This window comes from Flavobacterium sp., assembly GCF_028712645.1.
GTDB lineage: Bacteria > Bacteroidota > Bacteroidia > Flavobacteriales > Flavobacteriaceae > Flavobacterium.
Window position 1 is genome coordinate 1 of the sequence record NZ_JAQTPQ010000188.1, and the last position, 7,010, is coordinate 7,010.

10 protein-coding genes and 1 pseudogene are annotated in these 7,010 nt (G+C 30.2%); 9 read left to right on the forward strand and 2 right to left on the reverse strand.

The features are described from left to right. A pseudogene (locus PHC28_RS13375) lies at positions 1-201 on the forward strand (acyl-CoA thioesterase); the annotation flags it as partial. Here the strand turns inward: PHC28_RS13375 and PHC28_RS13380 are convergent. After that, entirely contained in the window at positions 198-1,463 is a 1,266-nt protein-coding gene (locus PHC28_RS13380; protein ID WP_300101483.1) for a mechanosensitive ion channel domain-containing protein, read from the reverse strand. The pseudogene PHC28_RS13375 and the gene PHC28_RS13380 overlap by 4 nt on opposite strands. Continuing rightward, entirely contained in the window at positions 1,456-1,740 is a 285-nt protein-coding gene (locus tag PHC28_RS13385) for a DUF3817 domain-containing protein (protein WP_300101486.1), read from the reverse strand. The genes PHC28_RS13380 and PHC28_RS13385 overlap by 8 nt, the downstream gene beginning before the upstream one ends. 107 nt (positions 1,741-1,847) lie before the next feature. Here PHC28_RS13385 and PHC28_RS13390 point away from each other — a divergent pair, with 107 nt between their 5' ends. The 8 genes from PHC28_RS13390 to PHC28_RS13425 form a co-directional block, all read left to right on the forward strand. Continuing rightward, positions 1,848-2,372: a DUF6155 family protein gene (locus tag PHC28_RS13390; protein ID WP_300101489.1), complete on the forward strand. Its 525-nt coding sequence runs from the start codon at positions 1,848-1,850 to the stop codon at positions 2,370-2,372. A 111-nt stretch (positions 2,373-2,483) separates the two neighbouring features. After that, the gene (locus PHC28_RS13395) at positions 2,484-4,022 is read left to right on the forward strand and encodes a DEAD/DEAH box helicase (RefSeq protein WP_300101492.1); all 1,539 of its coding nucleotides are present in this window, start codon (positions 2,484-2,486) and stop codon (positions 4,020-4,022) included. Positions 4,023-4,073: 51 nt separating this feature from the next. Continuing rightward, positions 4,074-5,387 (forward strand): DEAD/DEAH box helicase, encoded by a 1,314-nt coding sequence (locus tag PHC28_RS13400; RefSeq protein ID WP_300101495.1) that lies wholly within the window; start codon positions 4,074-4,076, stop codon positions 5,385-5,387. Between the two features lie 94 nt (positions 5,388-5,481). Then, positions 5,482-5,790 (forward strand): hypothetical protein, encoded by a 309-nt coding sequence (locus PHC28_RS13405; protein ID WP_300101498.1) that lies wholly within the window; start codon positions 5,482-5,484, stop codon positions 5,788-5,790. Between the two features lie 4 nt (positions 5,791-5,794). Further along, complete coding sequence (locus PHC28_RS13410) at positions 5,795-6,100, forward strand: hypothetical protein (protein WP_300101501.1); 306 nt, start codon at positions 5,795-5,797, stop codon at positions 6,098-6,100. A gap of 7 nt (positions 6,101-6,107) precedes the next feature. Beyond that, on the forward strand, positions 6,108-6,302 hold the full coding sequence (locus PHC28_RS13415) for a hypothetical protein (RefSeq protein WP_300101504.1): 195 nt from the start codon (positions 6,108-6,110) through the stop codon (positions 6,300-6,302). Between the two features lie 50 nt (positions 6,303-6,352). Next, positions 6,353-6,661, forward strand: a complete 309-nt coding sequence (locus PHC28_RS13420) for a hypothetical protein (protein WP_300101507.1) — start codon at positions 6,353-6,355, stop codon at positions 6,659-6,661. Between the two features lies 1 nt (position 6,662). Beyond that, on the forward strand, positions 6,663-7,010 hold a 348-nt coding region (locus PHC28_RS13425; protein WP_300101510.1), incomplete at its 3' end, for a hypothetical protein.

Consider the following 7,010-nt stretch of genomic DNA (forward strand, 5'->3'; position numbering starts at 1 on the left):
ATTATAGAAATTGGAATTTTGGTTGTAAAGTTTAGAAATACTTCCTTAACGCTAAAATGTGAAGCAAGAAATATGATGACTCGCGAAACAATTATCACAATTGACAGTACAACTATGGTTAGTCTTGGTGCAGATGGAAAGCCAAAAGCACACGGAAAAACCAAAATTGAATATGTAAAAAATCGGTTGGATTCTATTTAATCTGGGATAAAAACGCCTCTTCCTTGGGATGGTAATTCAAAAAGTTCCAAATCAAAAAAGGTAACTGAAGCTATCACGTGATCAAAAATATCGGACATTATATACTCATAATTTTCCCATTTTTTATCTTTGGAAAAAACATATATTTCCAATGGAATTCCTTGAGCTGTTGGTTGCAATTGTCTGCAAATCAATGTCATATTTTTGTTTAATCCTGCATGATTCTCAAGGTATTTTGTAATATATTTTCGAAACAATCCCAAATTTGTCATATTTCGACCATTAAGAGATAAATCAGTGTCAATGTTGTTTTGAGAATTATATTTTTCTATTTCTATTTTCTTTTTTTCAATATGTTCTTTTATTATTTGAATTTTAATGAAATTATCAAGTTCTTCATCTTTTATAAACCGAACACTATTCGATTTTATCAAAACGTGACGTTTTATTCTTCTTCCATCTGATTTTTGCATTCCTCTCCAATTTTTGAAAGAATCAGAAATCAAACTATAAGTTGGAATTGTGGTAGTTGTATTGTCAAAATTTCGAACTTTAACTGTTGCCAGACTAATTTCAATCACATCTCCATCAGCTCCAAATTTATCCATAGTAATCCAATCACCAATTCGTAACATATCGTTTACTGATACTTGAATACTAGCAACAAATCCGAGAATAGTATCTTTAAAAATCAATAATATAATAGCCGAAATGGCTCCTAAAGTGGTCAGTAAACTTTCGATTCTAATTTCAAAAATTTCTGAAAAAATTGCAGCTATTCCCATTATCCAAAGAATAATCATAAAGACTTGAATATAGCTATCAATAGGTTTGTCACTAAATTTTGTTATGCCTTTTAGATATTCTTTAAGAGCATTAAAAATAGATCTTATTATCCAAAGGATGAGCAAAATGATATAAATTCCAACTAATTTCCCAAAAACGCCTTCCCAATAATTGTATTGTTTTAGAATAATGGGAACTGATTTATAGATAAATAAAAGTGGTATTAAATGTGAAATGTACATTACCGTTTTATTGGAAATGAGTAAATCATCAAATTTAGTTTTGGTTTTACGAGCAACAATTGCCATAATTGTTATCAAAACCAATCTAAAAAAACGATAAATGAAATAAGATAAAACACTTAGAATAAAAATATTCACTATTAAGCTTGAATAAGCCGCAATGGTTTCTCCAAACCCCCATTTTCGCAATAAAGGATAGCACCAACTGAATACTTTTTCTAATAATTTATGCATTTTTCAAATATTTTTTTTCAACAAAAAAGGTAGCAAAAGGTAGGAGTGAGGCAATTAAAATAGTAATGAATGATTTTAAATCCCATCCTTGTGACTTTTTCAAAAAAAATGCTAGAATAACATATCCTATAAATAATACACCGTGAGTCATCCCGATTGGAAATAAGAAAGTTTTGTAAAGCACTGGATTCAAAAACTTAATGATGAGCATATTCGAAAATAAAACCAAATAAGATATTCCTTCCAGTATTGCAATGTTTTTAAAAAATTTGTTCATTAAAAAAGTAGTATTTAAAATTATTGTTGCAAAATTAGCGATTAACATTGATTTTTTGGAGTATTCATCGTCAAACTAATTTACTTTTGCAATAATAAACTTGAATAATGAGCAAACGCGATTTAAAAAAATACTTGACCCAACTCAACAAAAGGCAACTAGAAGAACAGATTGTTGAGTTGTATGAGAAATTCAGTGCCGTAAAAACCTATTATGATTTCGTTTTTAATCCAAAGGAAGAATCCCTTTTACAGGAATCTAAACTCAAAATATCGAACGAATATTTTCCTGCAAGAACATCGGGAAAACCCAGAAAGCCAAAAATGCGCCGTTCCGTTGCCCAAAAATACATCAAACACTTTATCGTTTTAGGTGTAGATCCATTTGTCATTGGTGATGTAATGCTTTATTCGATAGAAATTGCGCAAACCTTCTCGGCAGAGCGAGTTGTAAAACCAGAATTGTTTTTAAAAAGTATGTTCAATTCATTCGAACAAGCAGTTAAATTTATGATTGCCAATGGTATATTAGAAGAGTTTAAACCTAGAATATTGGCGATTAATAATGAAACTACTCAACAAAACTGGTTTAACAAGGAAGAATTTACTGCAATAATTGAGCGTTTAGAGTAGTTGAAACTATCTCTAAATCTATTTTATTTAAACATTACCATTTATTTAAATAGAATTTTGATGCAATAACTGTTTTTTAGGCGTATTTTTGCAAAAACCCATTAAAAAACAATGTCTCAAAACACTTTAGAAACAGAAATAGAAGATAAAAAAGAACTTTATTCATACCAAAAAGGGGATATTGAATCCATTTTTGAAAGATTGGATAATGCTCCAAGCAATCATCATTTATTGTATCAATTGCCAACTGGCGGAGGAAAAACTGTGGTGTTCTCAGAAATTGTTAGACAATATCTGAAAAAACACAACAAAAAAGTAGTTGTTTTGACCCATCGAATTGAACTTTGTAAGCAAACTTCAAAAATGCTGAAAGGTTTTGATGTAAAAAACAAAATAATCAACAGTAAGGTAAAAGAACTTCCGGATCAAAACGATTATTCGTGTTTTGTGGCAATGGTTGAGACTTTGAAAAATCGTATCAATGACGAAAAACTACATCTCGACAACATTGGATTAGTGATTATTGATGAAGCGCATTATAATTCTTTTCGGAAATTATTGAGTTCTTTCAAAAACGCTTTCATTCTGGGAGTTACTGCAACGCCTTTAAGTTCGAATGTAAAACTTCCAATGCACGAAAACTACGACGAGTTAATCGTAGGTGATACCATAAATTCATTGATTGAAAAAGGATTTTTAGCAAAAGCAACAACGTATAGTTATGATGTTGGCTTGACTTCTTTAAAAGTGGGAATAAATGGCGACTATACTGTAAAATCATCCGATGATTTATATACGAATATGGCAATGCAAGAGAAATTATTGCACGCTTATACCGAGAAATCTTTAGGTAAAAAAACCTTAATTTTCAACAACGGAATCAACACTTCGTTATACGTTTATGAAACTTTCAGGGAAGCCGGATATGGCATTCGTCACCTTGATAATACCAGTAGTCCCGAAGAACGTAAAGATATTTTGCAATGGTTTAAGAAAACTCCTGATGCGATTTTAACATCTGTTGGAATTCTTACAACAGGTTTTGATGAGCCAACTGTTGAAACTATTATTTTAAATAGAGCCACTAAATCCTTGACTTTATACTTCCAAATGATCGGTCGTGGTTCCAGAAAATTAGCTAATAAAAATACATTTACCGTAATCGATTTAGGAAATAATGCAGCACGCTTTGGACTTTGGGATGAACCCGTAAATTGGCAACATATCTTCAAATCTCCTGAATTTTATCTAGAAAATTTACGTGATGATACTGAAATTGAATTGTATTTCAAATACACGATGCCTCCTGAATTAAGAGCTAAATTTGCCAAAACAGAAATCGTGACTTTCGATGTTGATGAAGAACATAAATTGGCAATTGCTCAAAATTTACGTTCAAAAGTAGTTTTAGAAAAATCGCTAGAACAACACGCATCAATGTGCATAGACAATTGCGAAGAATTGCAAGAAGCAAAATCATTGTCAAGAGAATTAGAACCAGACATTGAATGTAGATTGAAACGCTACGCAAAATGTTTGAGTCAATGTAGTAAAAACTACCGAGAATGGCTAGTTGAAGACTATAAAATGAAGTTAACTTTGTTGATAGGGAAGAAGTATCGTGAAAAAATAATGAACGAAGCAGATTAGTTTTTCATTCATAATTTTTCATCTTTTTGCAATAAAAAATAAAACTAAAAAATGTCAAAACAATTCGCCAATTTAGGAATTTCAGCACCTTTGTTAAAAGCAATAACTGAATTGAAATTTGTTGTTCCAACAGAAATTCAACAAAAAACAATTCCTCTGCTTTTATCAAATACTACTGATTTTGTTGGTCTTGCCAAAACGGGAACGGGTAAAACGGCAGCTTTTGGGTTGCCATTATTGCAATTAATAGATACCAATTTGCCGGTTGTTCAAGCTGTAATTTTGGTTCCAACACGTGAATTAGGACATCAAATTTACAGTAATTTAGAAGCTTTCGCCAAATATATTCCCGAAGTTTCCATCGCAGCGACTTGTGGAGGAATACCCATAAAACCACAGATTGAACGACTTTCAAATCCCACGCATATAATTGTTGCAACACCAGGAAGATTGATTGATTTAATCCAACGCAAAGCAATCAATTTAAAAGAAACCCAATTTCTGGTTCTTGATGAAGCTGATGAAATGATTACCATTTTAAAAGAAAGTTTAGACGAAATTATTGCAGAAATACCAAAAAAACATAAAACATTTTTGTTTTCAGCAACCTTGCCAGGCACAATTAAACAATTGATTCAGAATTATTTAAATAAGAATGTCGTTCAAGTGAGTGCCAATATGGAAACAGTTGGAAATCAAGGAATCTACCACCAATATATTGTTGTAAGTCCAATTGAAAAACTGGATGTTTTGATGCATTTTCTATCATCAAAAGAAGGAGAACGCGGCATTATTTTTTGTAAAACCAAAGCAGCTGTTAATAAACTCGCCAAGAATTTAGCTATTAATCGTTTTTCATCTGGAGCTTTGCACGGCAGTTTGTCACAAGGAATTCGGGATCGAATTATGGAACAATTTCGTGAAGGCCACATTAATATATTAGTTGCAACTGATTTAGCAGCGCGTGGAATTGACGTAAAAGAAATTTCTTATGTAATAAATTATCATTTGCCAGATACTTATGAAAACTATGTTCACCGCAGCGGAAGAACTGCCAGAGCTGGAGCCAAAGGACTTTCATTAACTGTTCTACAACAAGAAGAAGTTATAGAAATTGCTGATTTTGAAAAGGAATTGGGAATTACATTTTCTAAGTTCAAAAAACCGACTAATGAAAATATCGAAGAAAATAACACTTTGCTATGGGCAAAACAAATTTTTAAAACAAAGCCTAATCACGAAGTTTCGATAGATTTGAAGAATAAAGTCAAATCTGTTTTTCATCATTTGACCAAGGATGAATTAATAGAAAAACTAATGGCTAATTATATGCTCAATTCTAAGAAAGAAAATGTTTCCAAGTAGGACCAGTTGTTAATTAAAATGGATTTACTGAAAACTCTATTTTACATAATATAAATTATAGTTCATTTGTTGTATAAACTATCAACAAATAATTATGAGTTCAAAACGAGATTCCCTCGAAAATTACACCCTCTTACTTTTGGAGGTTCAGAAAATGCGCCATACTACTTTTAAGGCAGAAACATTTTTAAAACAGATTCGTCCATTTTGTAAAACTGAACAGTTAGGCTTTAAAGTCTTGCATATTCGTGTTCGTGGTTCGAAATTAGGGATTACAATCCATATAAAAAAGGATTTTTTTGTAGTCCAACAAAATCAAGCATTGCACGAATTCATATTTTATTGTGATTCTGCCAAATCTTTGCTTGGTAAATTACTAAAACATAACCTTTTAACTACATAATATTATGGCGACTTTAAACGATTTAGTTGTAGAAAGAAATTATAAAAAATTATCTCTTGGTTATTTAAAATTTGATATAGAGGAATTTATTAAATGTCCTATAGAAACTGTATCTATAGAAAACCTTAAATCTCAATATGATTTTTTACTACGTGAAATTAATAATATTGACCTTAAGATAAAAATTATTCTTATTTCTGAAAGTCAATCTTATAAAGAGGATTTAAAAAAGTTTGTGGATAAACTTTCAAAAATTCCTTCTCCTTTTGATGTTTCAGAACTTCCATCTTATTCCGAAATTTTTAAATAATTATAATATGAGATTAAAAGTAAAAATACTTAATAATCAATTTACCGATTTTCGTGAAATTGCTCAAAAATTTTCTATTCACTGGGATTTTTATCAATCTAAAACGTCTTTAAGTGGTTTTATTACTTCTTTAAATGATATTGATATGTTACAGTTTATTTATAAGCTTGGGCAGAAAAGTATATATATAATTTACGTATAAAATTTTGCCGTAGGGTATAACGGCAACCAACTCACTTTAAAACTCCTTTTATGTTTAAATTTAAAAAGAACTCTCCTAAATTATTTTATGTTTCTTTTCTTATCCCCCCTTTTCGTGCTATGACGATTCCCCCATTTGGAATATTTATTAAAAAAGAATTTAAAGGTAATATTCAAATTCTAAAGCACGATTTAATTCACTGGCAACAATATAAACGAATGGGTTTAATTCTATTTTATTTAAGGTATTTTATTCAGTTGATTTTTATTGGATATGACACTATGCCTATGGAAGTAGAGGCGCGTAAAACAGATTCAAAAAACATTAATTATAATTATCGTAAAAAATACCATAAATAATATGATAACATATAGACAGCGTCACAAAAAAAAGAATTTCAAAACGCAAATTAAAGATTCAACTTTAATCAATATCGATTATTTGATTATCAATTTGGATGGTCAAGTGTTTGGAGATTTTCCAGAAAGTTCAAATTTTCATTTATTACATTATGATTTTGGAACAAAAATATTCTCAAACCGCTCTGATTTATATTTCAAAAACGAAAAAATTGAGACTTTATTAAGTTCTCCACGTTCGGAAATACTTGATAATGATTTTGCTCAGTTACAATTTGAAAATCATCTATTCTATACAATTTCACATCAGGAATTAAAAAATTTAATAACTGTTTTTTGCGAAGAACCT